The sequence below is a fragment of the Mycobacterium sp. GA-0227b genome, from assembly GCF_001499855.1.
In the GTDB taxonomy this organism is placed as follows: domain Bacteria; phylum Actinomycetota; class Actinomycetes; order Mycobacteriales; family Mycobacteriaceae; genus Mycobacterium.
Genome location: NZ_LQIK01000029.1, coordinates 167,908 through 192,926, shown reverse-complemented (window position 1 = coordinate 192,926; position 25,019 = coordinate 167,908). Strand labels below are relative to the sequence as shown.

General features: G+C 66.6%; 28 protein-coding genes and 1 tRNA gene. 14 read left to right on the top strand and 15 right to left on the bottom strand.

Annotated elements, in window-relative coordinates; translation table 11 throughout:
• The first annotated feature begins 3 nt into the window (after positions 1 to 3).
• Positions 4 to 807, top strand: coding sequence for an SDR family NAD(P)-dependent oxidoreductase (locus AU185_RS16765; protein ID WP_059100967.1), 804 nt, complete (start codon positions 4 to 6; stop codon positions 805 to 807).
• Positions 808 to 813: 6 nt separating this feature from the next.
• On the opposite strand, the gene AU185_RS16760 is transcribed toward AU185_RS16765, so the two are convergent.
• On the bottom strand, positions 814 to 1,656 hold the full coding sequence (locus tag AU185_RS16760) for an SDR family oxidoreductase (RefSeq protein ID WP_059100968.1): 843 nt from the start codon (positions 1,654 to 1,656) through the stop codon (positions 814 to 816).
• A gap of 82 nt (positions 1,657 to 1,738) precedes the next feature.
• On the opposite strand from AU185_RS16760, the gene AU185_RS16755 reads away from it, so the two are divergent.
• Complete coding sequence (locus AU185_RS16755; RefSeq protein ID WP_059101141.1) at positions 1,739 to 2,824, top strand: NAD(P)H-dependent amine dehydrogenase family protein; 1,086 nt, start codon at positions 1,739 to 1,741, stop codon at positions 2,822 to 2,824.
• Here AU185_RS16755 and AU185_RS16750 read toward each other — a convergent pair.
• Together AU185_RS16750 and AU185_RS16745 are read right to left on the bottom strand one after the other, a co-directional pair.
• Positions 2,817 to 3,872, bottom strand: a complete 1,056-nt coding sequence (locus AU185_RS16750) for an NAD(P)H-dependent amine dehydrogenase family protein (RefSeq protein WP_059100969.1) — start codon at positions 3,870 to 3,872, stop codon at positions 2,817 to 2,819. The genes AU185_RS16755 and AU185_RS16750 overlap by 8 nt on opposite strands.
• 12 nt (positions 3,873 to 3,884) lie before the next feature.
• On the bottom strand, positions 3,885 to 5,123 hold the full coding sequence (locus AU185_RS16745; protein ID WP_059100970.1) for a cytochrome P450: 1,239 nt from the start codon (positions 5,121 to 5,123) through the stop codon (positions 3,885 to 3,887).
• Positions 5,124 to 5,262: 139 nt separating this feature from the next.
• Between AU185_RS16745 and AU185_RS16740 the strand changes: the two genes are divergently transcribed.
• Positions 5,263 to 6,327, top strand: coding sequence for a dihydrodipicolinate synthase (locus tag AU185_RS16740; RefSeq protein WP_059100971.1), 1,065 nt, complete (start codon positions 5,263 to 5,265; stop codon positions 6,325 to 6,327).
• A gap of 127 nt (positions 6,328 to 6,454) precedes the next feature.
• On the opposite strand, the gene AU185_RS16735 is transcribed toward AU185_RS16740, so the two are convergent.
• Positions 6,455 to 7,603 carry an ABC transporter substrate-binding protein gene (locus AU185_RS16735; RefSeq protein ID WP_059100972.1) on the bottom strand — a complete coding sequence of 383 codons (1,149 nt, stop codon included), beginning with the start codon at positions 7,601 to 7,603 and terminating at the stop codon, positions 6,455 to 6,457.
• Positions 7,604 to 7,643: 40 nt separating this feature from the next.
• Between AU185_RS16735 and AU185_RS16730 the strand changes: the two genes are divergently transcribed.
• From AU185_RS16730 to AU185_RS16715, 4 genes are all read left to right on the top strand, one after another.
• Positions 7,644 to 8,276, top strand: a complete 633-nt coding sequence (locus tag AU185_RS16730) for a TetR/AcrR family transcriptional regulator (RefSeq protein ID WP_059101142.1) — start codon at positions 7,644 to 7,646, stop codon at positions 8,274 to 8,276.
• A gap of 115 nt (positions 8,277 to 8,391) precedes the next feature.
• Entirely contained in the window at positions 8,392 to 9,180 is a 789-nt protein-coding gene (locus tag AU185_RS16725) for an SDR family oxidoreductase (protein WP_059100973.1), read from the top strand.
• 28 nt (positions 9,181 to 9,208) lie between these two features.
• Positions 9,209 to 10,663, top strand: coding sequence for an aldehyde dehydrogenase family protein (locus AU185_RS16720; protein WP_059101143.1), 1,455 nt, complete (start codon positions 9,209 to 9,211; stop codon positions 10,661 to 10,663).
• Positions 10,664 to 11,827: an NDMA-dependent alcohol dehydrogenase gene (locus AU185_RS16715; protein ID WP_059100974.1), complete on the top strand. Its 1,164-nt coding sequence runs from the start codon at positions 10,664 to 10,666 to the stop codon at positions 11,825 to 11,827.
• Positions 11,828 to 11,900: 73 nt separating this feature from the next.
• Here AU185_RS16715 and AU185_RS16710 read toward each other — a convergent pair.
• The 3 genes from AU185_RS16710 to pgm all read right to left on the bottom strand — a co-directional run bounded on the left by AU185_RS16710 (position 11,901) and on the right by pgm (position 14,928).
• Positions 11,901 to 11,973 (bottom strand) — tRNA-Ala (locus AU185_RS16710).
• A 55-nt stretch (positions 11,974 to 12,028) separates the two neighbouring features.
• On the bottom strand, positions 12,029 to 13,285 hold the full coding sequence (locus AU185_RS16705; protein WP_059100975.1) for an MFS transporter: 1,257 nt from the start codon (positions 13,283 to 13,285) through the stop codon (positions 12,029 to 12,031).
• Positions 13,282 to 14,928, bottom strand: coding sequence for a phosphoglucomutase (alpha-D-glucose-1,6-bisphosphate-dependent) (gene pgm / locus AU185_RS16700; RefSeq protein ID WP_059100976.1), 1,647 nt, complete (start codon positions 14,926 to 14,928; stop codon positions 13,282 to 13,284). Before pgm ends, AU185_RS16705 begins: the two co-directional genes overlap by 4 nt.
• Before the next feature lie 64 nt (positions 14,929 to 14,992).
• On the opposite strand from pgm, the gene crcB (AU185_RS16695) reads away from it, so the two are divergent.
• The 5 genes from crcB (AU185_RS16695) (at position 14,993) to mbtN (ending at position 18,810) form a co-directional block, all read left to right on the top strand.
• On the top strand, positions 14,993 to 15,364 hold the full coding sequence (crcB, locus tag AU185_RS16695) for a fluoride efflux transporter CrcB (RefSeq protein WP_156425556.1): 372 nt from the start codon (positions 14,993 to 14,995) through the stop codon (positions 15,362 to 15,364).
• Positions 15,349 to 15,726, top strand: coding sequence for a fluoride efflux transporter CrcB (gene crcB / locus AU185_RS16690; RefSeq protein ID WP_059100978.1), 378 nt, complete (start codon positions 15,349 to 15,351; stop codon positions 15,724 to 15,726). The genes crcB (AU185_RS16695) and crcB (AU185_RS16690) overlap by 16 nt, the downstream gene beginning before the upstream one ends.
• Before the next feature lie 65 nt (positions 15,727 to 15,791).
• Complete coding sequence (gene mbtL / locus AU185_RS16685) at positions 15,792 to 16,061, top strand: mycobactin biosynthesis acyl carrier protein MbtL (protein WP_082683936.1); 270 nt, start codon at positions 15,792 to 15,794, stop codon at positions 16,059 to 16,061.
• Entirely contained in the window at positions 16,058 to 17,638 is a 1,581-nt protein-coding gene (gene mbtM, locus AU185_RS16680) for a long-chain-fatty acid--ACP ligase MbtM (RefSeq protein ID WP_082683935.1), read from the top strand. Before mbtL ends, mbtM begins: the two co-directional genes overlap by 4 nt.
• Entirely contained in the window at positions 17,635 to 18,810 is a 1,176-nt protein-coding gene (mbtN, locus tag AU185_RS16675) for a mycobactin biosynthesis acyl-ACP dehydrogenase MbtN (RefSeq protein ID WP_059100979.1), read from the top strand. The genes mbtM and mbtN overlap by 4 nt, the downstream gene beginning before the upstream one ends.
• 112 nt (positions 18,811 to 18,922) lie before the next feature.
• Here mbtN and AU185_RS16670 read toward each other — a convergent pair whose 3' ends face one another.
• The 3 genes from AU185_RS16670 to AU185_RS16660 form a co-directional block, all read right to left on the bottom strand.
• Positions 18,923 to 19,534, bottom strand: coding sequence for a GNAT family N-acetyltransferase (locus AU185_RS16670; protein ID WP_059100980.1), 612 nt, complete (start codon positions 19,532 to 19,534; stop codon positions 18,923 to 18,925).
• A gap of 75 nt (positions 19,535 to 19,609) precedes the next feature.
• A complete protein-coding gene (locus tag AU185_RS16665; RefSeq protein ID WP_059100981.1) occupies positions 19,610 to 20,305 on the bottom strand; it encodes an Ntn hydrolase family protein in 696 nt (231 codons plus the stop codon).
• 32 nt (positions 20,306 to 20,337) lie between these two features.
• A complete protein-coding gene (locus tag AU185_RS16660; RefSeq protein WP_059100982.1) occupies positions 20,338 to 20,703 on the bottom strand; it encodes a DUF488 domain-containing protein in 366 nt (121 codons plus the stop codon).
• A 19-nt stretch (positions 20,704 to 20,722) separates the two neighbouring features.
• Between AU185_RS16660 and AU185_RS16655 the strand changes: the two genes are divergently transcribed.
• The gene (locus tag AU185_RS16655) at positions 20,723 to 20,917 is read left to right on the top strand and encodes a hypothetical protein (RefSeq protein WP_059100983.1); all 195 of its coding nucleotides are present in this window, start codon (positions 20,723 to 20,725) and stop codon (positions 20,915 to 20,917) included.
• 2 nt (positions 20,918 to 20,919) lie between these two features.
• Here the strand turns inward: AU185_RS16655 and AU185_RS16650 are convergent, their stop codons facing one another.
• On the bottom strand, positions 20,920 to 21,459 hold the full coding sequence (locus tag AU185_RS16650) for a TetR family transcriptional regulator (protein ID WP_059100984.1): 540 nt from the start codon (positions 21,457 to 21,459) through the stop codon (positions 20,920 to 20,922).
• Entirely contained in the window at positions 21,443 to 21,889 is a 447-nt protein-coding gene (locus tag AU185_RS16645; RefSeq protein ID WP_059100985.1) for an SRPBCC family protein, read from the bottom strand. Before AU185_RS16645 ends, AU185_RS16650 begins: the two co-directional genes overlap by 17 nt.
• 123 nt (positions 21,890 to 22,012) lie before the next feature.
• On the opposite strand from AU185_RS16645, the gene AU185_RS16640 reads away from it, so the two are divergent.
• Complete coding sequence (locus AU185_RS16640) at positions 22,013 to 22,732, top strand: TVP38/TMEM64 family protein (protein WP_059100986.1); 720 nt, start codon at positions 22,013 to 22,015, stop codon at positions 22,730 to 22,732.
• On the opposite strand, the gene AU185_RS16635 is transcribed toward AU185_RS16640, so the two are convergent.
• From AU185_RS16635 to AU185_RS16625, 3 genes are read right to left on the bottom strand one after another with little or no spacing between them, the layout of a single operon-like run.
• Positions 22,729 to 23,328 carry a carboxymuconolactone decarboxylase family protein gene (locus AU185_RS16635; RefSeq protein ID WP_059100987.1) on the bottom strand — a complete coding sequence of 200 codons (600 nt, stop codon included), beginning with the start codon at positions 23,326 to 23,328 and terminating at the stop codon, positions 22,729 to 22,731. The genes AU185_RS16640 and AU185_RS16635 overlap by 4 nt on opposite strands.
• A gap of 2 nt (positions 23,329 to 23,330) precedes the next feature.
• A complete protein-coding gene (locus AU185_RS16630) occupies positions 23,331 to 24,191 on the bottom strand; it encodes a TIGR03619 family F420-dependent LLM class oxidoreductase (RefSeq protein WP_059100988.1) in 861 nt (286 codons plus the stop codon).
• Positions 24,188 to 25,018 carry a TauD/TfdA dioxygenase family protein gene (locus tag AU185_RS16625; RefSeq protein ID WP_059100989.1) on the bottom strand — a complete coding sequence of 277 codons (831 nt, stop codon included), beginning with the start codon at positions 25,016 to 25,018 and terminating at the stop codon, positions 24,188 to 24,190. The genes AU185_RS16630 and AU185_RS16625 overlap by 4 nt, the downstream gene beginning before the upstream one ends.
• Position 25,019: the final 1 nt, after the last annotated feature.

Genomic DNA, 25,019 nt, shown 5'->3' with positions numbered 1-25,019 from the left:
TCAGTGGATCTGGGCTTCGAGGGTGCGACCGCTGTCGTCACCGGCGGCAGCAAAGGGATGGGACTGGCGATCGCCGAAACGCTTGGCGCCGAGGGTGCATCGGTGGCGATCATGGCGCGTGGACAGCAGGGGCTGGATGCCGCGGCCGAACGGATTCGCGCCGCCGGTGCGCCCGAGGTGCTCGCCCTGAGCGTCGACATGTCCGACGCCGCCTCGATCGCGGCGGGATACGCCACAGTGAACGAGGCCTGGGGCCGGCTCAACGCGTTGGTGCACACGGTCGGACCGGGTGCGGGCACCTTCGAGGAACTCGACGACCACGACTGGCGGGCCGCGTTCGACCTGGGCACCATGGCCGCGGTCCGGTCGGTGCGCGCGGCACTGCCGATTCTGCGCGCCGCCGACTGGGCCCGCATCGTCACCTTGTCCGCGCACTCGATTCAACGCCAGAGTCCGCGGCTCGTCGCCTACACCGCCACCAAGGCCGCGCTATCGAGCTTCACCAAGAATCTCTCGAAGAGCCTTGGGCCCGAAGGCATCCTCGTCAACTGCGTATGCCCGGGCACGATAGTGACCGCCAGCTTCACCGAGATACTCAAGGATGTGTTGGCCGCCGACGGGCTGGACTCGGCGCATCCGCATGACGTGATGACGTGGGTGGAGCGGACCTACGGCCATCCCTGTGACATCGGTCGGGCCGGCCTGCCCGAGGAGATCGCCTCGGCGACCGCGTATCTGGCGTCGCGCCGCAACGGCTACGTCACCGGAGCCACGCTCAATGTCGATGGCGGCTCGGACTTCATCTGACGGTCGTCAGCTGTTCCTCGACATCTCCTCGGCTGCGGTGTCGGCCCACTGCGCTTGGTGACGGCCCATCGTCATGGCACCGTTCCATCCGCCGTCGGTCCACAGCACCTCGCCGCCGACATAACTGAACCGCGGGCTACCGAGGCAGACCAGGGGCCAGGCCTGTTCCTCCGCAGTCGAATACCGCCCGACAGGACCGACGGCCTGATCGACGGTTTCCTTACCCATCAAGTCCTGGAACGCTGGCATCATCGCCGTCTCGGTGGGGCCCGGGTTGATGCAGTTGACCCGGATGCCACGGCGGCCGAGTTCGGGATACCACCAGCCTACCCACGCGTCGATGATGTACTTGGAGTACGCGTAGCCGCTCCACGACCACTTCTTCTCGTTGGCCGTCAGCCACTCGACGGCAGCCTCGAACCCCCTGGTCTCGAGCAGGCCGGTGATGACCTTGATGTGGTCTTGCCAGCCGATCGCGGCCGACGACGAGATGACGCTGATGGCCGACCCCTCGGGCATTTTCGGCACCAGACTCTCGGAAAGGTGACGAGCGCCGACGAAGTTCACCAGGATCGTGTCCCATTCGCTGAACGGCGGACCGGGCAGCCCCGCACAGCTGAACAACCCGTCGACCGGGCCGTCGATGGACGCCGCGACCTGGTCGATGCTGGCGCGGTCCCGCAGGTCGATCTCGAGCGCGCGGGCGACGGGAACAGTGGTCGGTTTGATATCGAGTGCGGTGACCGTCGCACCGAGGTCGACGAGGATCTGCGCGGTCGCCTGTCCCATACCCGACGCCGCCCCTGTCACGACGACCGACTTGCCCTGGTACCCCAGCACATCTTCCATGGCACACTCCCGTCGAGAATTTTGTTTGCCGGTATTTGAGAACAAACGTTATCACCGGTGATGCCATGGAATAGTGATGGTCATGACCGCCAGCACCCGCCGGTTGCGGATCATCCAGTGGGCCACCGGGGCCGTCGGCACCGAAATGGTCACCGCCATCCTCTATCACCGCCCTGACCTCGAGTTGGTCGGCGCTCGCGTGTACTCCGAGGCCAAGAACGGGGTTGACGTCGGAACGCTCGTCAACAGGGCGCCGATCGGCGTCGCCGCCACCACCGACGTCGCAGCGATCCATGCGCTCGACGCCGATCTCGTGTTGTACGCACCGTCGTTCACCGACCTCGACGATGTCTGCGCTCTCCTCGAGAGCGGCAAGAACGTGGCGACGCCGTCGTTCTTGTTCCATCCACGCCGCATTCCGGAGGCCGACCGGGAAAGGTTGACGGCGGCGTGCATGAAGGGCAACAGCACCATTCATGGCAGCGGGCTCAACCCGGGCAATCTGTCCGGCGTGCTGCCTCTCGCGCTGTCGGGGATGAGCCGCACGATCGAGCGGGTGACCCTGCAGGAGAGGGCCGACTGGACGCTGTGGGAGAGCACCGAGATCACCTTCGACGGAATGTGGTTCGGCCGGCCGGTCGATGAGGTGACGCCCACGGCCAACGCCTACCTGGCATTCCTGACGAAGCTGTTCGTCGAGCAGACCTGGTTCCTCTCCGACACCTTGAACGCGGACATCGACGACGTCTCGGTGACCCTGGAGACCGTGCCGGCGAGCAAGGACCTGCAGATCTTCGACCACGTGGTTCGGCAGGGCACGACGGCGGGACAGCGCTGGAACTTCGTCGGCCATCGCGACGGGGTGCCGCTGATCGAATTCGAGACGCTCTGGACCGTCGGTGGTGAGTATCCCGACCACTGGCCCAAGCCGTCGGACGGTTGGACGTTGACCATCGAGGGCGATCCGTCCATGCGTACACATTTCTTTCCGCTGGCCAGCTTCTCGCGCGAGGCGTCGATCGAGGAACATGTGCGCGCCGGCCTCATCACGGTGGCGATGCAGGTCGTCAACGCCATCCCGGCCGTCTGCGCCGCGCCCGCCGGCTTCGCGACCATGGCGGATCTGCCGTTGATCCGCAGCCATACCGGCTTCGGAAACGTCACGTAGCCGTGCGGTTCGTCCAGTGCGCAACAAACGGCGCAATGGCGGACAGGTCGTAGAGTCCGGGTTTGGCCGCGACGACGACAGGTATCGCATTGATCGCATGCATCGCGGTGGCCAGGCAGCCCTGCTCGGCGTGATCCTGGTCGTGAGAACCGATTTCGAGGTGGACCCGCAGGTTCGGCTCGCCTTCGAAGGTGACCTCGTACCCGATCTCGCTCGGCCAGTCCGGGGCGAGGTCGTCGGCCATGCGGGTGAGATGCTCAACCGACATCGTGGTCTCACCGCAGTCGACGACGACACCGAATCGCACGGCGCCGACCGTGCCTACCGGGATCTCGCCCGCCGCGACGGTCAAGGCGCGCGGTGTCGTCACGACCTCGCGAAACCCTTGCACCGAACGGAGCTTCAGTCCAAGCGCCTCGGCGAGCACGGTCGCGCTGCCGATCCACGCGCTCGCCGCATACTCCGTATTGCTCAGGAGCGGCGTGGTGTCGTCGGGCGCATGCCCGAAGCCCATGGCGTTGAAGATCAGATCGTGACTGGCGTACGTCGAGTAGTTGAGCACCTCGCGGACACTGATGCGGCTCGTCCGCTGCGTCAGCCGCGACAGCAGCGGCGCCAGCGTCTCCCCCACGAAACCGGGGTACAGACCCAGCCCGAGGAACGATGATTTCCCTGCCGTGCAGGCACTTTCGATGCCTTCGGCAAGCGATTCGTGCAGTGAGCGTGGATGGATGAACCTGCTGCCGGTCGCGACCACATTCTTACCCGATGCGAGCAGGTCGCAGACGTCGGCAAAGCAACCGGGTGTGTCGGTTTCCACCTTGCCCATGTAGAGCACCACGTCCGCGTCGGTGTTGATGATCTCGTCGCGATCAGCTGTGGCGCGCAGCCCGGTCTCGCCCAGCCCACACAGGGTGCCCGCGTCCACGCCGGCCTTCGCGTCGTCGTAGACGCGCACGCCCACCAGTTCGAGATCGCGGCGCCCGATGACGTGGCGCAGCGACATCATGCCGGTGACGCCGGTCGCCCACTGAATCACCCGTGTCATGTCAACGCGTCCTCAGTCCCACACCACGTCGAGGCGTGGCGGCGACCGGAACATGGAGCCGGTGATGTACGGCCGCGGCGCATCGGGGTCGAGACGCAGACCGGGCAACTCGTCGAACAGGGCGTTGAAAATCTTGGTGGTTTCGAGGCGAGCCAGATGCATGCCCAGGCAGACGTGGGCGCCATGGGCGAATCCGATGTGCGGCTTGCGTTCCCGGAAGATGTCGAACTTCTCCGGTTCAGTCCACCGCGTTTCGTCGTGGTTGGCGCTGCCGAGACTGAGCATCATCGTCGCGCCCTCGGGGACCTGGACGCCGCCGATCTCGGTGTCACGGGTGACCTCCCGCATGAAGTTGAGCAGCGGGGTTTCCCACCGGATGCCCTCCTCGATGGCCTGCGGCAGCAGGCTACGGTCGTTGCGCACGACATCGAGCTGATCGGGGTGGGTGAGCAGCGCATACGCCAGACTGGCGGTCGAGCGTGACGTGGTTTCTGCACCAGCGGGCAGCAGATTTCGCATGAAGCCGTAGATCTGCTCGTCGGACATCTTCACGCCGTTGATCTCCGCACCCGCGAGGATGGACACCATGTCGTCCTTTGGCGTTTGGCGCTTCTCGGCGAGAATCCCGACGAAGTACTCCTTCATCGTCGCCGACGCCCGCATCGCGCAATCCATGTCGCCGCGGAAGCCCAGCAGGTCGATCGCGAGCCGATGGAAGTGCAGCACATCGGAATCGGGCAGGCCGAGCAGAGCGGCGATCACCCGCACCGGAATCGGCATGAACACCGCATCGACGAGATCCGCCCGCTTGGCGTCCTTGATTTTCGCGATGGTCCGATCCACCAGCGGGCCAACCAATTCGGTATCCCACCGCTTCATCGACGAGCGCGCGAACGCGAACTCGTGCAGCTTGCGGTAGACCGCGTGTTCGGGGTCCTGCATCTCGAGGATCGTCGGGCCCTGCAGTGGCCGGACGACGTCTTCGTAGCAGCGCGTGCTGAAGGTGATGTTGTCGGTGAAAATCGCCTTGACGGTGTCGAACGTGTACGCCGTGAAGGTCGGTGGCCCGTCGCCGGAATTGCCGACCATGCCCGCCTCCGGCCATCCCGCATGCACCGGCGCCTGCGCGCGCAGTTCCTTGAGCAACGGATACGGCGAGGCATCACCGTCGGCGCCCATGCCTTCGTTGAACTTGTCCTGCGCGTCGCGAATGCTCTGCTCGAGTTCCTCGACGCTCGCCGGCTCGAACATGTGACGACTCCTCACCGCTGGTCGGCCGGTATCAACATACACCCTGGTGGTTGCCACCTCCATACTGTAGGTTGGGCCGAAATCGGGCAATGCCCATCGCGAAAATTCAACCGGGAGCGTTCGATTGGCAACTCGAGTCGTGCAATGGGCAACCGGAGCGGTCGGTCGCGCCGCGCTGGCCGAACTCATCGAAAATCCGGATTTCCAGCTGGTCGGCGTCCTGGTGTACGACCCGGCAAAGGCGGACCAGGACGCCGGAGCGCTGTGCGGTCTGCCGCCGACGACCGGGGTGCTCGCCACCGCGGACAAGGAGAAGATCTTCGCGTTGGGCGCCGACGTCGTCGTCCATGCCGCCAGCAAGGCCCATGCCGTCGACACCAACGCCGAGGACATCTGCCGACTCCTCGCGTCGGGCACCAACGTCATCACCACGACGTCCTACAACCACCTGCCCACCTACGGCGCCGAGACCGAAGCGGCATTCGTGGCGGCCTGCCGCGACGGGCAGTCGCGCTTCCACGCGGCCGGCGAGAATCCGGGATTCATGTTTGAACGCTTGGTGGCGACGGTGACGGGGCTGAGCAAGACGATCGACCGGATCGACCTCTACGAGGCCACCGATGTGTCGGCCGTCGACAGCCTTCCAATGCTCGTCGATCTCATGGGCATGGGCCGACCGCCCGAAGACGTCGGCATCGACTCACCCATCATCAAGAAGCTCGACATGGCATACCGCCAGGCACTCAACGCGACTGCCGATGTTCTCGGTATCACGCTGTCGCATGTCGAGGTGTCGGTCGACGCCACCACGCTGCCGCACGATATCGAGGTGCTCGCCGGAACGATTCACGCGGGAACGGTGGTGGGACAGCGGTTCTCGTGGGTCGGTCACTGGTCGGATCGGCCGCTGCTCGCGATTCACGAGGAATGGGTGCTCACCCGCGACCTGCCGCAGTGGGGACTCAAGCCGCTGGCTCCCGGAGAGAAGTCGCCGTTGATCCGCGCCGTCATCAAAGGCGTGCCCAGCTTCGAGCTTGCACTCGATGTCGGATGGGACGGACAGGCACCCACCGGGCAGCATGCACAGCCGGGACACCTGATGATCGCGATGGGCGCCGTCCGGGCGATCCCCTACGTGTTGGCCCAGCCGCCGGGAATCGTCACCGCGCCCGTGTTCGGGGCGATCCAGTTGGCGTTATCGTAAACCCGCCCGTCACTTTCACTCCCCTGGTCACAGCGATCGACGCTTTGTCGGCAGTCTCTCGAACTTCGTCTACGAAAGGTTGATCGGTGTGACTCTGCGGGCGGCCGAGATTCAGCGCGCCGCCGAGTCAGCGCGCGGCAACGGCGCCAACCGCGCGTGCGATGTTGTCGCTCGGCGCCGCATGGAAGACGTGTCCGCTGCCGTCCGGTAGCACCCGACGCGCGATCAGGTAATCCGATCCGAGCCAGCCCTGCCTGATGTAGCGGCCGAACCGCAGGAACGTGCCTGGCGCGCCGCTCGCCGCCGGGACGAGCTTCACCTGCTCTATACCGTCCTTGACACCCGCGCCGGTCAACGGCCGCGCCGCCCCCAGACCCCGTGCGATCACGGTCGCCACGTCGTGGCAGAGCCCGGGCATCGAGTTCGTCGGTCGACGACCGAAGCGTGTCTCGAACCGGTCCAGGAAGGCCTGGCCGACGAGGTTGCGCTCGTCGTAGCTGTCCAACCCGATCCAACCGCGCAGTTGCCGCATCCATTCGGCGTTGATGTGCGCCATCTCGAAGGCGGTGGTGGTGTAGCGCGGCGTGTCCCAGCCGGCGGCCAGCAGTGCGTCCGAGAAACCCCACAATCCGTGACCGAAACCGACGTGCACGACTGCGTCGGGTTCGGCCGCGCGCAGTTCGGCAACCACCCCAGCCTTGTCGGCTTCGACCTGTGGAATGGCCACAACGGTCACGACCTTCAAACCCGCAGCAGAGTAGACCTTTTCGGCGAAGGCGAGATACTCCTTGCCGATCAGCGATTCTTCATAGGCGATGGCGAGCCGCGACCTTCCGTCACCGAGCAACACCGCGGCCAGCATCACCGGCTCCTCGGGCATCGACCCGTTGTTGAGGGCGAACGTCCACTCGCCCAAGGCACCCTCCGACCCCGACAGGATGATGTTGGGAACCTTGGCCACCCGGTTGGCATGCGCGGTCAGCGGCACGGCATTGTCAGAGATGTACGGACCGAAGATCGCCAGGCAGCCTTCGGCGACCAACTCGTCGTATCCGCGTTCGACGGCGTGGTACGTGCCGTTGGGCAGGCCGACGACGTGGCGCTGCACCACCTCGATCGGCCGGTCGACAACGCCGGCCGCGACCGCTTCGTCGAAAACCAGCCGCAGTGTGTCCAGCGTGTCGTCATCGGTTCCGGTTCTGGTCGGATAGTCGTTGAGCAAGCCGACTTTCAGCGGAGCCACCGAACCAAACGCGCGGGCACGTTCGTCTGCCATACCTGCAACATACAAGATGAATGTTGCTAGCATGCACAACATGGCCAGACGTGGCGGGACGGACTCCGAGCGGCGGGCACGCGGCGACCAGACCCGACGCGAACTCATCGACGCCGGCCGCGCCTTATTCGTGGAGCAGGGGTACTTCAACACCAGCATCGGCGACCTGGTCACCACCTCGGGCGTCGGCACCCGCGGCGCCTTCTATCACCACTTCAAAGACAAGGCCGAGCTTTTCCGAGCGGTGTTCGTGGAGGTGGAGCGCGATCTCACATTGCGATCGTTGGCCTCCCCGCCATCCGGTACCGACTCGTGGGAGCGGCTCTGCGCGGGACTGCACGGCTTCCTCGAGTCGGCACTCGAGCCCGAGGTACAACGCATCATGCTGCTCGACGGCCCCGTCGTGCTCGGCTGGCAGGCCTTGCGCGCGATACAGGAGGGCAACAGCATCGCGCTGATCAACGAGATGGTCCGCAATGCCATCGCAGAAGGCGTCATCGACGATCTGCCAGTGACCGAGTTGACACACATGCTGGTCGCAGCACTCGAGGAGGGCGCGATCCTGGTGGCGCATGCCAGAAGTCCGGCCAGGGCGCGTGCGAGAGCGGCGAAGATCCTCGACCGGCTCCTGCTCAGCTTCGCCACCGAGCCACGAAAAGTACTGAAGCGATAGCGCTTTGACTAGCCTAGGTTGGCCACGCCATGCGGAAACGTAGATTTTCATTATCCGACTATCGTTCTTCTCTCAACCTGATAATGTGTCTTCGCCCTCATCTCAAGGAGATCTGATGCCAGCCGCCCCGCCACAGCGAGTAGCCGTTGTCGGAGCGTCCGCGGGCCTGGGTCGCTGCATCGGAATGGGGCTGGCAAAAAGAGGAGCGCGCGTTGCCTTCCTGGCAAGACGCCATGATCGCCTGGTCAACGCGGCGAAGGAAGCGGGCAACGGCGCGGCAGCCGTCGCATGCGACGTCACCGACAGAGACGCCTGCCAGCGGGCCATGGCAGAGGTCGTGGAGAACTTCGGCGGCCTGGATGCACTCGTCTACACCACCGGTGTCGGCGTCCTCGCGCCACTCACCGAGGTGACCGCCGAACAGTGGGCAAACCTGTTCGCCACCAACGTCACCGGCGCCTCACTCATCACCGCGGCGGCGGCACCCCATCTCGCCGCAGCCGCCGGTTCGGCGGTCTACCTTTCGTCGTTGAGCGCGTCGTACTCTGCGCCGTGGCCGTTGCTCGGTGCCTACGCGGTGTCCAAGGCGGCACTGGACAAGCTCGTCGAGGCCTGGCGCATCGAGCATCCCAACATCGGCTTCACCAGGCTGGCGGTCGGTGACTGCTTCGGCGGTGAAGGTGACTCCCAGACAGAGTTCAACAAGACCTGGGATCCCCAGGCGATGGAAAACGCCATCCGGTACTGGATGGAGCATGGCTACATGCAGGGCGGCCTCGTCGAAGCCGAGCATCTCGTCGAGACGGTGCACTCCGTACTCGCGTGCGGGAACAGCAGTTTCATTCCCCATCTGACATTGGCTCCTCGACCGTCGGGCGCGGTGGCCGAACTTCGACAGTGGTGAGGGAATCTCGGTGACACACGAATCGCGCATGCTCATCGACGGCAAGCTCGTCGAATCCGAAACGGGCCGCCAGTTCGACAACATCAATCCGGCCACCGAGGAAGTGCTCGGCCGCACCGTCGACGGCACCCGCGCCGACATGGAGCGTGCCGTGGCAGCGGCGCGTCGGGCGTTCGACGAGACCGATTGGTCACGCAACGGCGAGGCCAGGGCTGCGGGGCTCCGTCAACTGCAAGCGGCATTGGAGGCCGAGCGCGAGGAGATCCGCAGCGAGCTCATCGCGGAGGCCGGCTGCCCGCTGCTGAGCACTTTCGGGCCCCAACTCGACGTGCCGCTCAAGGAGGCGCTGACGTGGCCGACGGACATGATCAGCCAATTCGCCTGGAAGAGACCGCTTCCAGACAAGGATGCGTTCGGCATGGGGGCCCTCGCCACCCGCGAAGTGTGGAAGGAACCCGTCGGTGTCGTAGGCGTCGTCACGCCGTGGAACTTCCCGTTCGAGATCATCCTCAACAAGATCGGCCCGATTCTCGCCATGGGCAACACGATGGTGCTCAAGCCCGCACCCGACACCCCGTGGAACGCCACCCGCATCGGCCGGATCATCGCCGAACAGACCGACATTCCGCCAGGGGTGATCAACATCGTCACCTCCTCGGACCATCTGGTCGGCGAGGTCCTGTCGACCTCTCCCCTGGTGGACATGGTCGCGTTCACCGGGTCGACCGCGACCGGGCGGCGGATCATGAAGGCCGCCGCCGAAACTGTGAAGCCGACGTTCCTGGAACTCGGTGGTAAGTCGGTATACCTGGTGCTCGACGACGACGGTGATATCAGCGCCTCGATCGGCGGCAGCGCGTTCATCTCGATGCACGCCGGGCAGGGCTGTGCCATGCCGACCCGCCTGCTGGTGCCGAACTCCCGCTACGCCGAGGCGGTCGAGATCGTCAAGGTCGCGATGGAGAAGAACAAGTACGGCGATCCCACCGATCCATCCGTGCTGCAAGGTCCGCAGGTGTCGAAACGCCAGCAGGACCGGGTGATGGGTTACATCGAGAAGGGCAAACAGGAAGGTGCCCGGCTGGTCACCGGCGGCAATGTTCCCAAGCACCTTCCCAAGGGCTTCTTCGTCGAGCCAACGGTTTTCGCCGATGTCGACAACCGGATGGCGATCGCCCAGGAGGAGATCTTCGGCCCGGTGTTGTCCGTCATCGGGTTCGACGACGACGACGATGCGGTGCGCATCGCCAACGACTCCGTCTACGGCTTGTCGGGCGTGGTGTTCGCCAACGACCTCGACCGGGCCAAGTCCGTCGCAAGTCGGATCCGCACCGGGACCCTGGGGATCAACGGTGGTCTCTGGTACGGCGCCGACGCCCCGTTCGGCGGCTACAAGCAGTCAGGCATCGGAAGGCAGTGCGGCATCGAAGGCCTGGAGATCTTCACTGAAACCAAGTCCGTTGCCTGGCCGAGGGAGTCGTAGATGAAATCAAGAGCCGCGGTGTTGCGCGGAGTGGGCATCGATTGGGAAGTCACCGACGTCGAACTGGATCCGCCGCGCGCGGGCGAGGTGCTGGTCAAGATGGCTTACGCCGGCATCTGCCACTCCGACGAACACTTCTACACCGGGGACAGCGTGCCGAGTCCCGAGATGGAGGAGCTGATGCGGGCCTCCGGCGTGCCGGTGCCCGAATGGTTTCCGATGCTCGGCGGGCACGAGGGATCGGGCGTCGTCGAGGATGTCGGACCGGAGGTGAAGACACTCAAACCCGGTGACCATGTGGCGATCTCGTTCCTGCCGGCGTGCGGAAACTGCCGCTGGTGCGCCAGCGGATACACCTACCTGTGCGATGTCGGCGCCAACCTCTACAGCAAGGCCATGACCACCGACGGCACCTGTAGGCGCCATCTGGGCGACGAGGACCTGATGGCCATGATGCAGGTCGGCACCTTCTCCGAGTACGTGGTCGCGTCCGAGCGGTCCCTGGTCAAGATCCACGACTGGATCCCGCTGGAGGCCGCTTCACTCGTGTCCTGCGGAGTGACAACAGGTTTCGGCTCCGGATCCGTGGCCGCGGGCACCGCACCCGGTGACACCGTCGTCGTCATTGGCGTAGGCGGAATCGGCATGAACGCCGTACAGGGCGCGAAGGTGGCCGGCGCGAAGCACATCGTGGCCGTCGACCCCAACGAGTTCAAACGCGAGATCGCACCCACCTTCGGCGCCACGCACACCGCCGTCGACGCGGGCGCCGCGCTGGATCTCGTCAAAGAGATCACGTGGGGCGTCATGGCCGACCGTGTCGTGCTGACACCCGGTGTGGTGCCACCCGACCTGGTGATGATGGCAATGATGCTGCTTCGCAAGGGCGGCACGTGCGTACTCACTGGCATGGCGAAGATCAGCGACATGATGGTCCCGCTGATCCTGCCCGACATGGTCAGTTCCTGTAAGACCCTGAAAGGCGTGCTCTACGGCGAGATGAACCCCCGCGACGCCATGCCGAAACTGTTGTCGATGTACGAAGCGGGCACCATCAAGCTCGACGAACTGGTCACCCAGATGTACAAGCTCGACGACATCAACGATGCGATGAGAGACCTTCGGGCCGGCAAGAATGTCCGTGGCGTAATCGCCTTCGAGTGAGTGCGCCTCGGTGTCCGCGGCAGGTCCACATGGGCAGGCCCCGATATATGCTTTCTGACCTGCAATTTCTGAGTGGAGCTAAGGGGACTCGAACCCCTGACCCCCACACTGCCAGTGTGGTGCGCTACCAGCTGCGCCATAGCCCCTGAAGTCGTGCCCATCGAAGTTACACCACCTGCGGGAAGCGCTCAAAATCGCTGGTTACGGCACTTCTCCGCCCGCCTCGGGTCCCAGCGCGCGGGCGGGCGTGTGCACAGCAGGCCGACCCCGCGTCTCAGGCGCGAACATCCATCCCACCGCCGCGACCATGAGGATCGCCCCGCTGACCACGAAAGCCCAGCCGAACGACGCGTGCTCGGCGATCTGGCCGACAACCAGCGATCCGATGATCGACCCGAGGTCGGCCATCATCTGGAAGGTCGCGACCGCGGTCCCGCCGCGCGCCTTGTTCCCGACGATGTCGGCCACCGCGGCCTGCTGCGGGGAGACGAAGATGCCCGTCGCCGCACCCGTCACATACGCCGCAACGAGGAAGATCGGCAGAGATGACGTGAAGCCCACCAGGATCGTCGACACCGCGGACACGGTGAGCCCGACGATCAGCAGCTTGCGGCGGCCGATCCGGTCCGACAGATACCCGCTCGGGATCACCACCGAGACGTTGCCGATCGCGAACGTCGCCAGCGCCAGGCCCGCGGCACCCGCGCCATAGCCGAGGCCCTCGACCACGAACAGCGGCACCAGCGCAATGCGCAACCCGAACGCCGCCCAACCCGTGCTGAAGTTCGAGAACAATGCCGCGCGGTACGCACGGTGGCGAAGCACCCGCCGGACCGATACCGCCCGATCCGTCGGCTCCTCGGCCGCCACGATCGTGCTCCCCCGCAGGCTGACGAACACCACGCCCGCCGCAACCAGCAGCGCCGCCCCGTAGATCACGAACGGGGCCGCCAGGCCGAAACCGGCGGTGAGGCTGCCCAGCACCGGGCCGCCGACCGAACCGACGAGGAACCCACTGGAGAACAGTCCGGCGACCCGGCCGCGCGCGTCCGACGGCGAGATCCGGATCATCAAGCCCAGCGACGACACCGTGAACATCGCCGAGCCCAGGCCGCCGATCGAGCGGAACGCCAGCAGCTGCCAGTACGTCTGCGCGAATGCGCACGCCGCGGTGGACAGCGCGACGATCAGCAGGCCGCTGATGTACACGCGACGCTCCCCCAGGCGCTGCACCAGCAGCCCGGCCGGCGGCGCGGCGATCAACCGCATCAGCGCGAACGCCGTGATGACGAACGTCGCGGCGCTGATGCTCACCCCGAAGTGGCGGGCGTACTGCGGCAGAACCGGCGCCACCACGCCGTAGCCCAACGCGACCACCACGTTCGCCCCGACCAGCAGCCAGACCTCTCGCGGCAGCTTCGGCGTGGACGCCGTCTCACAGGCGCTCTCGGAGGTCACCCAATGACCTTATTGACCACCTCACGCGCCGCTTCCTGGACCTCCGCCAGATGCTCTGGACCCTTGAACGACTCGGCGTAGATCTTGTACACGTCCTCGGTGCCCGACGGCCGCGCCGCGAACCATGCGTTCTCCGTTGTCACTTTCAGCCCGCCCAACGGCGCGCCGTTGCCCGGCGCCGTCGTCAGCTTCGCGGTGATCGGCTCGCCCGCCAGTTCGGTCGCCGAAACCTGCTCGGCTGAGAGCTTGGCCAGCCGCGCCTTCTGTTCCCGGTCGGCGGGCGCATCGACGCGGGCATAGGTTGGCGCGCCGTACTTCTCGGCCAGCGCCGTGTAGCGCTGCGATGGCGTCTCCCCCGTCACGGCCAGTATCTCCGAGGCCAGCAGCGCCAAGATGATGCCGTCCTTGTCGGTGGTCCACACGGACCCGTCGTGCCGCAGGAACGACGCGCCCGCACTCTCCTCACCGCCGAAACCGATTGTGCCGTCGAGCAATCCGTCGACGAACCACTTGAAGCCGACCGGCACCTCGACGAGTTTGCGTCCCAGCCCGGCGACCACCCGGTCGATGATCGACGAGCTGACGACGGTCTTGCCGACAGCGGTCGACGCCGGCCACGACGGCCGGTGCGAGTAGAGATAGTCGATCGCCACCGCGAGATAGTGGTTGGGATTGAGCAGGCCCCCGTCGGGGGTGACGATGCCGTGGCGGTCGGAGTCGGCGTCGTTTCCGGTGGCGATCTGGTAGGTGTCGGGGTTGGCGCTGATCGCCCCAAGCAGGCTGGCCATCGCATTCGGTGAGCTGCAGTCCATCCGGATCTTGCCGTCGGTGTCCAGCGTCATGAACCGCCATGTCGCGTCGACGAGCGGGTTGACCACCGTCAGTTCGAGGTTGTGGCGTTCGGCGATCGCGGCCCAGTAGTCGACGCTGGCGCCACCCAGCGGATCCGCGCCGATGCGGATGCCCTCGGCGCTGATCGCGTGCACGTCGACGACGTTGGACAGGTCGGCGACGTAGGCGTCGAGGTAGTCGTGGCGCTGGGCGGTCTGCATCGCGCGGCCCAGCGGCATCCGCTTGATGTCTTTGAGCCCGCCCTGTAGCAGCTCGTTGGCCCGTCGGGCGATCGCACCGGTGGCATCGGTGTCGGCGGGCCCGCCGTGGGGCGGGTTGTACTTGAAGCCACCGTCGCGCGGAGGGTTGTGCGAGGGCGTGACGACGATCCCGTCGGCAAGATCGCCGTCACGGCCCTGGTTGAACGTCAGGATCGCGTGGCTGACTGCCGGAGTCGGCGTGTATCGGTCTGCCGAATCGATCATCGCCACAACGTCGTTGGCGGCCAGCACCTCCAACGCGGAAGCCCAGGCCGGCTCCGAGAGGGCATGGGTGTCGCGGCCGATGAACAGCGGTCCGGTGGTGCCCTGCGCGGCGCGATATTCGACGATGGCCTGCGTGGTGGCCAGGATGTGCGCCTCGTTGAACGCTGCGTCGAGGCTCGAGCCGCGGTGTCCGGACGTGCCGAACACCACTTGCTGATCGACGTTGTCGGGGTCGGGTTCGCGGGTGTAGTACGCGGTCACCACCTGGGCGACGTCGATGAGGTCCTCGGGCTGCGCCGGCTGTCCGGCGCGGGGGTTGGCCGCCATGCACTCGATTGTCCTCCACCGCGGGACGCGACGTGTGATGAGCTGCCCGACCATACTGACCCTTGTGCGTGGTTACGACGGCCGTGAACTCCTGGCTGTGTTCGTCGGCGGCGCGCTGGGCACCGTCGCGCGCGCGGCGATCGAGACGCTCGTCGCGCCGGAACCCGGGCACTGGCCATGGCCCACCTTCGCGGTCAACATCGTCGGCGCGTTCGTGTTGGGATACGTGGCCACCCGGCTGCCCGAGGACAGTTACCGCCGCCCGTTGCTGGGTACCGGGCTGTGCGGGGGACTGACCACGTTCTCCACCATGCAGGTCGAAATGCTCAGGATGATCGAGCGCGAGCATTTCGGGTTGGCGGTCGGCTACGCCGCCGCCAGCGTCATCGCGGGCCTGGGCGTGGCCTGGTTGGGTTCGAGATGGGCACGGCGATGACCGTCGCGGTGTGGCTGGGCGTCGCGGTCCTCGGCGGGGTCGGGGCGGTGTTGCGCTTCGTCGTGGACCGCGCGGTGGCGCGCCGCCTGACTGGGGTCTTTCCGTCCGGAATCTTCGTCGTCAACATCTCGGGCGCGCTGGTCCTCGGCTTGCTCGCCGGCCTCGACCTCGGGCCCGATATCGCATTGCTGGCCGGCGTCGGACTCGTCGGCGCCTACACCACGTTCTCGACCTGGATGCTGCAGACCCTCGAGCTTGGCTTGGAACGCCGGGGCGGTCTCGCGGTGGCCAACATTCTCGTGAGCCTCGCGCTGGGCCTGGCGGCGGCCGCGGCGGGCTGGTGGATCGGCGGCCGGCTGTGAAAACGCCCACGGGACTGCAGGGTAAGCCTAGCCTTACCTGAGTCGACGTAGTACCGTCGCTGGCCGTGAACCCGTCTACTCCAGAAGCCGTCAGCGTCGCGCTCGCCGAGATCCTGCGCGACGACATGAACGTCGATGTTCGACGAGTCACCCGTGACTCCCGGCTGATCGACGACGTCGGTCTCGACTCGGTCGCGTTCGCGGTCGGGATGGTGGCGATCGAGGATCGGCTGGGGGTTGCGCTGAGCGAAGAGGACCTGCTCAGCTGCGACACCGTCGGCGATCTGGAAGCGGCCATCCTGGCCAAAGCGGTTGCGGCACCGACAAACTCGTGACCGAACTCGCAGCGGCCCTCTCGACGGCGATGTCGGGGGCGTCGACCACCCTGTCGGTGCTCGATGCCGAAACCGGTAAGTGGGCGCAGCATTCCTGGTCAGAGGTGCACGCGCGGGCCGAGAACATCGCGGAACGGATCACCACCGACGAAGCCGCAGCGGTCGGGCTGATCGGTGATCCCACAGTCGAGTTCATCGCGGCCATCCCGGGCGCGTTCTTCGCCGGTGCCGGGTTGTCGATCCTTCCCGGACCCATCCGCCGCGCCGACCCCGAGCAGTGGGCGCAGACCACTCTGGACCGGTTCCGCTCCATCGGCGTGACGACCGCGTTCAGCCACGGCCCCGAGTTGCAGCTGTTGCGCAAGCACGCCGACTCGATCGCGGTCCACGATCTCGCCGAGGCCGGTCACCCACGTCGTTCGACGACGTTCCGCGGTCCCGACAGTGCGGACGTCGCGATCCTGCAAGGCACCGCCGGGTCGACGGGAACACCTCGCACGGCGATGATCTCGCCGGCCGCGTCGCTGGCCAACCTGCGCGGGCTGGTCGCCCGGGTCAACGTCGACGACCGATGCCGCCTGCACAGTTGGTTGCCGATCTACCACGACATGGGGCTGGCGTTCCTCCTGACGGCCACGCTTGGCCAGGCGGACCTCTGGCAAGCGCCCACCTCCGCCTTCGCCGCGTCACCATTCAACTGGCTCCAATGGCTCACCGAGAGTCAAGCGACGATGACCGCCGCGCCGAATATGGCGTTCAACCTGATCGGCAAGTACGCGGGAAGCCTGAAGGGTTTCGATCTGAGCAACCTCGGCTTCACGCTCAACGGCGGCGAGCCCGTCGACTGCATCGGCTATCAGCGTTTCGCCGACGAGATGACCCGCTTCGGCTTCAACCCGTCTTCTCTGGCTCCGTCGTACGGTCTGGCCGAATCCACATGCGCGGTCAGTGTTCCCGAGCCGTTCTCCGGGCTTTGCGTCGATGACGTCACGGTCAGCGCCGAGGCGGGTGAGTCCACCCGAAGCTTCGCGGTGCTCGGGCACGCGATTCCCGGTATGGAGATCCGCATCAACGCCGACGTGGCGCACACCACCGAAGTAACCGGTCGCGAGGTCGGTGAGGTCGAGGTCCGTGGCACATCGCTGATGACGGGGTACGTCGGTGAAGCCCCACTCGACCGGCACGCGTGGCTACCGACCGGGGATCTCGGCTACCTCACCGACGACGGGCTGGTCGTCTGCGGCCGCGCCAAGGAGCTCATCACGGTCGCGGGGCGCAACGTGTTCCCCACCGAGATCGAGCGCATCGCCGGGGAGATCGACGGGATCCGTGATGGTTGCGTCGTGGCCGTGGGCACCGGTGAGACGTCGGCGCGGCCCGGTCTGGTGATCGCCGCGGAGTTCAAGGGTGACGACGAGCCCGCCGCACGCAGCGCGGTCGTGGCGCGGGTCGCGTCGCACTGCGGCGTGGTTCCCGCCGACGTGGTGTTCCTCAAACCCGGTGCGCTGCCCCGCACCTCGTCGGGCAAGCTGCGCCGGCTCGAAGTCAAACGCACCCTGGAGGGAGCAAGCCGATGACGGCCACCGCCGAAGCGCCCGGCGCACCGCCGGCCGAGGACTATCGCGAGCTGCTCGAACGCGTCTTCGACGACCGGGTCACCGCGTGGACAGCGGAAGCCGAAGAGACGGAACGCTTTCCGCGTAAGCTCATCGAATACCTCGGCGAGTCCGGCATCTTTTCCGCCAAGTGGCCGCCGGGGCAGCAGCAGTCCGACGTCGCGAAGGTCATCGAATTGGCCAGAAAGCTGGGGCTATTGGGCTCGGCGGGTATCGGCGTCGGAGTGGGCCTGCATGACTCGGCGATCGCGATCCTGCGCCGCTTCGGCAAATCGGATTACCTGAAGGAGATCGCCGAGCAGGCCATCCGCGGCGAGGCGGTGCTGTGCATCGGCGCCTCCGAGCAGTCCGGCGGGTCCGACCTGCAGATCGTCGGAACCGAAGTCCGCTCCGTGCGTGACGGTTTCGAGGTCAAGGGCATCAAGAAGTTCGTCTCGCTCTCCCCCATCGCCGACCACGTCATGTGCGTGGCCCGTAGCGTCGACCACGACCCGGACAGCAAGCACGGCAGCGTGGTCGTGATCGCAGTTCCCCTGGCGCAGTGCGAGGTTCAAACCCCGTACCGCAAAGTCGGTGCCGGCCCGCTCGACACCGCAGCCGTGCACATCGACACCTGGGTGCCCGCCGATGCCCTGGTGGCCCGGCCGGGAATCGGGCTGGCCGCGATTTCCTGGGGTCTCGCGCAGGAGCGGATGTCGGTGGCTGGTCTGATCTCGACCTCGGCCCAACGCGTCATCGGTATCACGTTGGCGCGCATGATGGCTCGGCGCCAGTTCGGCCACTCGCTGTACGAACACCAGGCCCTCCGGATGCGGATGGCCGACCTACAGGCGCGCGTCGACATGCTGCGCTACGCCCTCGACGGCATCGCCGCGACCGGGAAGCTGGACCTGCGCACCGCCGCGGCCATGAAGGTCAACGCGGCCCGCCTCGGTGAAGAGGTGATGAACGAGTGCATGCACATCTTCGGCGGCTCCGGCTATCTCGTCGACGAAACCCCGTTGGGCCGATGGTGGCGCGACATGAAACTGGCCCGCGTCGGCGGTGGCACTGACGAGGTGCTGTGGGAGTTGGTGGCCGCCGGTATGAAGCCCGACCACGACGGGTACGCCGAGTTCAACCAGCTGCCCTGATCTCGGTCGACCAGAAGCCGGCGGAGCGCAAGCCTGCTGAGCAGACGCAAACTGCCCCATTTTCACGGGTTTTCAGGGCACTTTGCGTCTGCTCGCGCTAAAAAGGCTCGCGCTAAGAACTGCGCGGCAGTGCATAGAGCGCCATGCGGCGGTTCGACATGTCGTGCTCGCCGAGAAATTCGCAGCCGGCGTACTCGCACACATCGCGGGCGCCCTTGTTCCGATGGTCGGGATCGAACATGATTCGCCGGCACTGCGGGTCGAGCTCGAAGATGTTGGCGGTCAACCGCGGCAACAGGATCGGCGCGATACCGCGATTGACGAACCGCATGTCGGCGATCGCCGCGTGCAGTCCGATGTCGTGCGGGTCGGCGTCATAGCGCGGCGCGATCGAATCCTTGGCGGCGCGGTACAGCTCGATGTAGGCGAACGGCTGGCCGCGGAAACTGCCGATCAGCGGCCTGGAGTACTCGCCGGCCAGCTGCGCGCTCAAGTACCGGTGCCAGCGCTCGGGCGGCCAGTCGTACTCCCACGCCTCCACCAGATGCGGACGGTTCATCCACTCCGAGACCATCTCCGCGTCCGCGTCCGCATCGGCGACCCTGATGAAGTAGGGATCGGCGAGGACCGGTGTCGGCGGCGCCGCGACCTCCCGCACCGCATCGGAAATGTTCGTCAGTTCCCGCGGAAGAACGGGCGCGGGTGCGTCGTCAATCTCGGTCATCGCCCGTCGAGCCTACCGGACCGAGTAAGGCAAGACTTACCTTCCTCGTCATTCTTGGTCGCCGGCGTGCGGCCGTCAGCCGAACAAGTCGTCGAGGGCACGCTGTTCGAGTTCGGTCCACCGGTGCACCCGTCGACGGACCTCGGAGACGGCATCCTCGTCGAGGTGCTCGGCCGCCTCCGGCGTGATGCGGCAGATGTCCATGGGCCCGCCGACACTGGGCGAGGACGCGTCGAGGGCGTCGAGGACGCGCAACGCGGCCACGACGCCGTAGTTGACATCGCGTTCGGCCATGCCGAAGTGCGCCAGCAGCGCGTGGGCCTGCTGGGCCATCGGAGATCCGCTACCCACAGCGTGGAACCCGATCTCTTCGTAGTGCCCGATCAGACCGTGCGGATCGATGTCGATGATGAACGGCTCGCCGCCCGCGTAGCCGGCTGCGAGGACGTAGGTCGCCGGAGTGGCGCCGGGTTTGCCCGCCGGCACGTCGGCGATGAAAGTTCGATAGTGGTGCTCGAGCACGGGCAGGACCCGCTGTTGGAGGGCATGGCCGACGTCGGGCGCCTCCATGATCGCGTCCGGTTCATTGTCGAAGATCTGCTCGAGGTCGTAGAGCACGGCGCGCGATCCGCTGCCGCCCCACGCGGCGCGTCCGCCGAGCGGATGCAGCTTCTGGGCCGGATAACTCAGCCCCCGCACGGGGTCGGTGATCTGCGAGTCGGAGGCCATCACCAGCCCGTCCGCGCAGCGCAGGGCCAGAACGACGGTCATCGCGAGATTTCCGGAGGCATTGACCGATCGTCTCACGCCGCCCGCGAGAGCAGCGTGCGTAAGACGGCGGCTTGGCTTTGCTCGACGTTGCGGGTGGCGGTCACCAGCACCACCGGTCCTTGGCGGAGGAGCGCACGTAGCTCGGCCAGTGCCGCAGCGCCCTCCTCGGTGTCCAGTTCGGCGGCGTAGCGGGCGGCGAACTCGTCGAACCGTTCCGGCTGATGCGAATACCAGCGCCGCAGTTCGGCCGACGGGGCGACCGCCGGCAGCCATCGGCCGATTCGGGCATCGCCTTTGCGAAATCCCCGCGGCCACAACCGGTCCACGAGCACCCGCGTGCCCTCGCCGCTGGGCTGGTCGTAGACCCGGGCGATCTCGATGTTTGGGCGCTCACCCATACGGTGGGATGGTAGGTGCATGCCGGTGGACCGAATTGCGGATTTGCAGCGGTGGCAGGACTCCGGGGCCATCTGGGAGGTCCGCGCCCGGCGGGAGAACAGCGTGACGGTCGCACTGTTGCGCTGCGACGGAGGCGAAGAGGTCGACGTGTTCACCTCCGATGACCCCCGCCTGCTCGCGTTCATCGGCCAGCGCCGCAGCAGTGAGGAGTGATCTCATCGAGCGCGGTCGGCGGCGCGGACTAGATCGGCGAAGGCGGTGATCGCGGCGTCGATGCCGTCGAGATCCTCGGTCGCGACCAGGTCCAGCAGCAGGCCGCGCACAACGGCCAGGCCGAGGCGCATCATTGCGGGCGCGCGGTTCGGCTGCTCCGAGAGCCAGTCGTCGACCGCACCCGGCAACATCCGGGCGAACGGTTGCTCGCCCTGCACGCCGCGGGCATAGCACTCGAAGAAGAGCCGCTCGAACGAGCGCAGGTCCGGCCGCCGCAGATTCGCCCACATCGCCTCGATGGCGTCTGCGGGCGCCGCCGGCAGTTCCCGCATCAGCGCCCTCTGGCGTCGCTCGACCTCACCGACGATCGCCACAAGCAGTTCGTCACGCGAGACGAAATGGTGCAGCAGCATGCGGTGACTGGTACCGACCGCCCCGGCGAGATCGCGAAGCGACCGACCGCCGATTCCGCGGACCGCGACCTCGGTCACCAGCGCGTCGAGGAGTTCCCGGCGACGCTCGAGGTCAGCCTGTCGGGCCATCGAGCCGATGCAGATGCTCGCACCGCGCTTTCAGGCCGGCGCCCTCGAGATCGAGGTAGCGCCTCGTCATCGAGCGCATCAGTCGCCCGACCACCGCTCCGACCGGACCGCGCTGTTCGAGCCGTTGGTGGACGCGGGTCCGTGTTCCGGAGTCGGCGAGGACTTGGTGCTGCGCCACGGTCAGCCCGCCGGGTGAGCGTTGCACCCACGTCCACGACTCGCCGGGCGAGACCTCGGTGACGGCCCAGACAAGCTTCGGCATGCGTGGTTGTTTGATCTCGAACCGGTTGCCCACGAGCAACTCTGGACTGTCAAGCGCCACCAGGCGGGTCACCGAGGCGGTCCACTCCGGCCAGCGCTCGACGTCACTGAACACCTTCCAGACGGCATCGGCCGGCGCGTTGATCTCAACCGTGGCATCCGTAATCATGTACCAAATGGTACATGCCGCGCCCGCAGATTCCATGATTTTGCGTGCCATTCCGTCGCGACGGCCATGGGCGCGCGCTCGCGAACGTCTTCCCGTGGGCACATGCGGCAAGATTGCCTCGACATGACGATCAGCGACGGGCCCGCCACGCGTCGGCGGCACATCCTCCGACTCGTACTGTTCGCGGCCTTCCTGCTGGGGTTGTTCTATCTGGTTGCCGTCACCGGTGTCGTCGACGTCGACCACGTCCGCAGCACGGTCGCGGCCACCGGCCCGGTGGCGCCGCTCGCGTACGTCGTGATCTCGGCCCTGCTGGGTGCGGTGTTCGTGCCGGGTCCGATACTGGCCGCCGCCAGCGGAGTGCTGTTCGGTCCGGTGCTGGGCACCTTCGTCACGCTCGGCGCCACGGTCGGCACCGCGGTCATCACCAGCCTGCTCGGCAGGCGCGCCGGACGCGACAGTGCCCGTGCGCTTCTCGGCGACGACCGGGCCACCCGGCTCGACGATCTCATCGCGCGGCGGGGACTGTGGGCCGTCGTCGGGCAGCGCTTCGTGCCCGGCATCTCCGATGCGCTCGCCTCCTACGCATTCGGCGCATTCGGAGTTCCCTTGTGGCAGATGGCCGTCGGGGCGTTCATCGGTTCGGTGCCGCGGGCGTTCGTCTACACCGCGCTGGGCGCGTCGATCTCGGACCTGTCCTCGCCGCTGGCATACGTGGCGATCGCCGTGTGGTGTGTGACCGCCGTCGTCGGTGCGTTCGCCGCCCACCGGGGCGTGCGGAGCTGGCGGCGGCGCGCACAGCCCGACGACAGCGAACCGGCGCCGGAAGCGGACGGTGCCTAGTCGGGTAGTGCCGCGCCGCCGGGCGGTGCGGTGAGCTGCCAGGTATCGCACGCCATCGCCAGCATCGCGTAGGTGCCGATGACGAAGATCAGCTCCATCGCCTGGTGGGTGCCGAGTTCGTCGACCATGCGCCGCCACGTCGTGGGGGTCGCCCGGCCTCGAGCGAGCAGTTCGTCGGTCGCCTCGAGGACCAACCGGTCGACACCGTCGAACTCGGCGTTGCCCCGAGTGAGCCGGGAGATGTCGGTGTCCGAAAGGCCGCCGGCTTTGGCGATCTTCACGTGCTCGCCCCAGAAGAACGACGAGCGCCGGACGTAGGCCAACCGCAGCACTGCGAGTTCCCGCAGGCGCAGCGGTAGTTCACCCTGCTGCAACAGAAACGCGTTGTAGCCGAGGAACTTCCGCGCCATCTTCGGATGGCGCGCCAGGACGCCGATGATGTCGAAGTTCAGCGGATCCCTGGCATCTCCCGAGCCGGCCCGCGGTACGTCCCCGCCAGGTATTCCCATCAGCGCGCCGACGGCGGCGTACTCATCGTCACCCCACTCCTCGGCCGTCAGCGGGGTCAGGAGCGGATAGCCGGGGTCTTCGGCCATGGTCACCCTTCATCTTCGTGGTGTAGTTCAGCGAGCGCGTGGATCTGCTCGAGGTAGTGCTCGACCGAGTGATGGACGAACCGGGCGGACACCACGGTCGTGCCGGCGGCCGCCATCGCACGCAACGTGTCCCTGGTCGAGCCGGGTTCGCCGACCGGGTCGAGCGGGTGGTCGGCGGGCAGCACGACCTCGAAGCCGGGCGGCACCTCGCGCGCACGCAGCCATTCGCCCGCGGTGGCGACCGCGATGCCGAACGGGCACCACCCGTCGGCGAGCGTGAGTGCGCGCCGCAGCGAGCGTTTGGTCCGGCCACCGACCCAGATCGGCATGTGGGGCTGCAGCGCGCAAGGGTCGACGATGAGGCCGCCGAACGAGTAGTACTCACCGTCGTAGGACGGCTCGTTGCTCGACAGCGTCGCCCGCAACGCTTTCAGCGCATCGTCGGCCCGCGGACCACGGTCATCGAACGGAGCACCGAGAAGGTCGAACTCTTCCTTGAGCGAGCCAACGCCGACGCCGAGCGTGACACGGCCGCTGCTGACGTGATCCAGTGTGCCGTACCGCTTTACGATCGCCAATGGGTGGTGGTACCCCAACACCAGCGTCATCGTTACCAGCCGGATGCGTTCGGTTCGGGCCGCCACGTATCCGAGCGTGGCCAGCGGGTCCCAGTACCGCGCGCCGCGTCGCCCGGCTTCGGACGCCGGAATGCCGATGTGCTCGCTGCAGGTCAGGTGGTGGTAGCCGAGCCTGTCCGCCGCTTCGGCCACCCGGCCGATGTCGGCGACCGTGGCGTCCTTCTCCCAGGTGAGTGCCGCACCGGCGACATTGGTGACGACGGGTGTCGCGATGCCGAGTTTCAATTCAGCGGCTCTTCGCCCGCCAGGATCGTCCGGTGCATGAGGCGCCCGCTGTCGACGGCATAGGGCAGCGCACGATGCATGGTCCCGGTGTTGTCCCAGATGAGCAGGTCGCCGACCTCCCACTCGTGCCGGTAGACATACTGCGGTTGGGTGGCCCAATCACGCAGCCGCGCAAGCAGTGCCCGGCTCTCCTCGGCCGACATCCCGACCACGTAGTCGGCGGTCGCCCCGAGCAGGAGGGACTTACGTCCGGACTGATGTGTCCACACGATGGGACACGCCTTGGTCGGGGACTTCTGCCAGAAGGCGATCTCTTCGTAGCTCATCTCGGGCGTCACGTAGTGCTGCGACCGCTCGGCGCTGTGCATCACACGAAGGTCGGCGATGAGATCCTTGTCGGACTGCGGCAAATCGTCGTAGGCCGCGTAGGTGTTGCAGAACTCCGTTTCGCCCCCGGTGTCGGAGAGTTGCACCGCCCGCAGCAGCGTCGCCAGGTTCGGATAGGGCTGCAGCGATCCGTCGAAGTGCCAGAACAACGAACCTTTGAGGTACTTCGCGCGCTGGTTGATGTTCTCGTCGAGCGAGATCTTGTAGATCCCGTCCTCGCCCTCATTGCCGACGACGGTGCCCAGCGTTCTGGCGATCGCGACCTGCTGTTCGTCGCTGATGTGCAGACCGCGAAAGAACACCACCCCGCGTTGTTCCAATGTGGCGCGGATGTTTTCGGCCTCCCGACCGCTCAGCAGTGTGTCGAGGTCGGTTCTGATCTCGCTGCCGATCCGCGGCGTCAGGTCGACGATGTCCAGTCGTGCGGAGGTCAGGCTCACG

Bases quoted from the DNA above. Each gene is read 5' to 3' on its own strand.
- pgm (WP_059100976.1), bottom strand. From the start codon at position 14,928: ATGGCGGCCAACCCCCGCGCCGGACAGCCGGCGCAGCCCGAGGACCTC.
- AU185_RS16670 (WP_059100980.1), bottom strand. From the start codon at position 19,534: ATGACCGAGATTGACGACGCACCCGCGCCCGTTCTTCCGCGGGAACTG.
- AU185_RS16635 (WP_059100987.1), bottom strand. From the start codon at position 23,328: ATGGCCGAAGACCCCGGCTATCCGCTCCTGACCCCGCTGACGGCCGAG.
- AU185_RS16745 (WP_059100970.1), bottom strand. From the start codon at position 5,123: ATGTTCGAGCCGGCGAGCGTCGAGGAACTCGAGCAGAGCATTCGCGAC.
- AU185_RS16755 (WP_059101141.1), top strand. From the start codon at position 1,739: ATGACCGCCAGCACCCGCCGGTTGCGGATCATCCAGTGGGCCACCGGG.
- AU185_RS16640 (WP_059100986.1), top strand. From the start codon at position 22,013: ATGACGATCAGCGACGGGCCCGCCACGCGTCGGCGGCACATCCTCCGA.
- AU185_RS16760 (WP_059100968.1), bottom strand. From the start codon at position 1,656: ATGGAAGATGTGCTGGGGTACCAGGGCAAGTCGGTCGTCGTGACAGGG.
- AU185_RS16645 (WP_059100985.1), bottom strand. From the start codon at position 21,889: ATGATTACGGATGCCACGGTTGAGATCAACGCGCCGGCCGATGCCGTC.
- AU185_RS16715 (WP_059100974.1), top strand. From the start codon at position 10,664: ATGAAATCAAGAGCCGCGGTGTTGCGCGGAGTGGGCATCGATTGGGAA.
- mbtN (WP_059100979.1), top strand. From the start codon at position 17,635: ATGACGGCCACCGCCGAAGCGCCCGGCGCACCGCCGGCCGAGGACTAT.
- AU185_RS16735 (WP_059100972.1), bottom strand. From the start codon at position 7,603: ATGGCAGACGAACGTGCCCGCGCGTTTGGTTCGGTGGCTCCGCTGAAA.
- AU185_RS16750 (WP_059100969.1), bottom strand. From the start codon at position 3,872: ATGACACGGGTGATTCAGTGGGCGACCGGCGTCACCGGCATGATGTCG.
- AU185_RS16650 (WP_059100984.1), bottom strand. From the start codon at position 21,459: ATGGCCCGACAGGCTGACCTCGAGCGTCGCCGGGAACTCCTCGACGCG.
- crcB (WP_059100978.1), top strand. From the start codon at position 15,349: ATGGGCACGGCGATGACCGTCGCGGTGTGGCTGGGCGTCGCGGTCCTC.
- AU185_RS16660 (WP_059100982.1), bottom strand. From the start codon at position 20,703: ATGGGTGAGCGCCCAAACATCGAGATCGCCCGGGTCTACGACCAGCCC.
- AU185_RS16665 (WP_059100981.1), bottom strand. From the start codon at position 20,305: ATGACCGTCGTTCTGGCCCTGCGCTGCGCGGACGGGCTGGTGATGGCC.
- AU185_RS16655 (WP_059100983.1), top strand. From the start codon at position 20,723: ATGCCGGTGGACCGAATTGCGGATTTGCAGCGGTGGCAGGACTCCGGG.
- AU185_RS16725 (WP_059100973.1), top strand. From the start codon at position 8,392: ATGCCAGCCGCCCCGCCACAGCGAGTAGCCGTTGTCGGAGCGTCCGCG.
- AU185_RS16720 (WP_059101143.1), top strand. From the start codon at position 9,209: ATGCTCATCGACGGCAAGCTCGTCGAATCCGAAACGGGCCGCCAGTTC.
- AU185_RS16730 (WP_059101142.1), top strand. From the start codon at position 7,644: ATGGCCAGACGTGGCGGGACGGACTCCGAGCGGCGGGCACGCGGCGAC.